General features: G+C 60.5%; 2 protein-coding genes. One reads left to right on the forward strand and one right to left on the reverse strand.

Features of this window, described 5'->3' with window-relative positions; all coding sequences use genetic code 11:
• Nucleotides 1–841: NHL repeat-containing protein (locus J4G14_15255; GenBank protein ID MCE2459146.1), on the reverse strand; the 841-nt coding region annotated here is incomplete at its 3' end.
• A 187-nt stretch (nt 842–1,028) separates the two neighbouring features.
• Between J4G14_15255 and J4G14_15260 the strand changes: the two genes are divergently transcribed.
• Nucleotides 1,029–1,922: an NAD(P)-dependent oxidoreductase gene (locus J4G14_15260; protein ID MCE2459147.1), complete on the forward strand. Its 894-nt coding sequence runs from the start codon at nt 1,029–1,031 to the stop codon at nt 1,920–1,922.
• Nucleotides 1,923–1,935 lie beyond the last annotated feature (13 nt).

Below are 1,935 nucleotides of genomic sequence, written 5' to 3' on the forward strand. Positions count from 1 at the left end.
CCCTCTGGCGCGCCTGCCACTCGTCTGAGTTGGCCGCATAGAACTCCTCGGCCCACTTTGACAGTGTCGCCTGTCCCCTGAGCTTCTCCAGGAACTCGCCGTCAGGACACAACACCTGAACGCGCTCGTTGCCCCAGTCGGCGACGTAGATAAGCCCCTCGTCATCAACCGCGACGCTGGACGGCCGCCGGAACTGACCGTCGCCGTCTCCCGGCTCGCCGAACGCCGCCATGAACTCGCCGTCTGGAGAGAACTTCTGGATGCGATCATTTCGCCAGTCGGCGACGTACACGTTGCCGTCGCTATCGAGCGTGACGCCCCACGGCATGTTGAACTCGGCAGTACCTTCCCCTGGTCGGCCGAAACTCGCCATGAACTCGCCGTCCGCTGTGAACCTCTGGATGCGCCCGTTGTAGGCGTCCCCGACCAATACATCGCCGGAGGAATCGACCGCGATTCCGGACGGACCATCTATCTGTCCATCGTCCGAACCTTGTTCGCCCCAGTGCCGGATGTACCTGCCGGACGTGTCGAAGACGGTGATGCGGTGGTTGTGCTCATCGGCGAGATACAGGTTGTCTTCCGAGTCGAACGCCACGGATGTCGGCCACACGAACTGTCCGGGCTCCGAACCGTACGATCCAAAGTGGCCGTAGTAGTTGCTCTCCAGATCGCAGATGCCGATTCGTATGCCGTATGGCTGAAGCGAATTTGTGCGGCTGATTACGTAGATACGGTCGTCGCTGGAGAAGGCGATATCCACCGGGTTGCTGAACCCGCGTCCTTCCATCGCAACGATCCCGATCGTACGGTCGTACTTCAGCGCTTGTCTCGCTACCATCTTCCACCCTGACTACTGAGCCTCAAGCCATCAGATGAATCAAACTCCGCGACATTGACGTATGTACATTCTCGAGTCATGTCGATCGTGCCGCACTGTTCTCCGTAGAGGAGCCTCTTTCCAGCTATATCGTTGTGATAGTATCGCAATAACCAAAGAGTAGTCCATTACGATCAGGAGTGAGCCGATGCGCGTTGGATTCATTGGGACTGGGAGCATAGGACAGCCCATGGCGGGGCAGGTCCTCGCCGCGGGTTTCTCTCTGGTAGTCCACGACATAAACCGAAGCGCAACGGCTCCGCTGCTCGAAGCCGGGGCCGAGTGGGGCGACTCCCCAAAGGCAGTCGCCCAGCAGTGTGACATTGTATGCACCTGTCTTCCAGGTCCGCCTGAATTCCAACGAGTGGTCCACGGGGCCAATGGCATCCTGGAAGGAATAGCTGCCGGCTCTGTGCTGGTGGACCACACGACCAACTCCCCTGAACTTGTAAGAGACACCCACCGGAGGCTGGAGAGGGCAGGGGTTGCAATGCTCGACGCCCCGGTCAGCGGCGGTGCGGAGGGTGCAAGAACACGCGACCTGACCATGCTGGTCGGGGGCAACAGCGACACCCTCGACCGCTGCAAGTCGGTTCTGGACGCGGTCGCCAGGACTGTCATGCACGTCGGTGATATCGGCGCGGGCTGCGTGTGCAAGATCGCGCACAACTGCGCCGGGTTCTCACTGGACATGGCGACAATCGAGTGCCTGACTCTGGGAGCGCGGGCGGGGGTGGAGCCGTCGGTGCTGGTGGAGGTTTTCCAGAAGTGCGCAATCGGCAGGAACTTCAACCTGCACACCCGTCTGCCCGATACGCTGTTCAGCGGCGACTTCGAGCCCCGTTTCGCGCTGAAAACGGCGATGAAGGATATGCGGCTTGCCACTGAACTGGCAGAAAACTACGACGTTCCTATGAACCTGACCGGTGTCTGCCAAGCAGAGATGGAGGAGGCCATGACCCGAGGATGGGCCGACCTTGACAGCTCTGCGTTCCTGAGGCTACAGGAGGAGAGGTCGGGGGTACAGCTACGACTGGTGTGAGCGGGTCAGGCCA

This window comes from Dehalococcoidia bacterium, assembly GCA_021295915.1.
In the GTDB taxonomy this organism is placed as follows: Bacteria; Chloroflexota; Dehalococcoidia; order Lucifugimonadales; family UBA1123; genus VXRN01.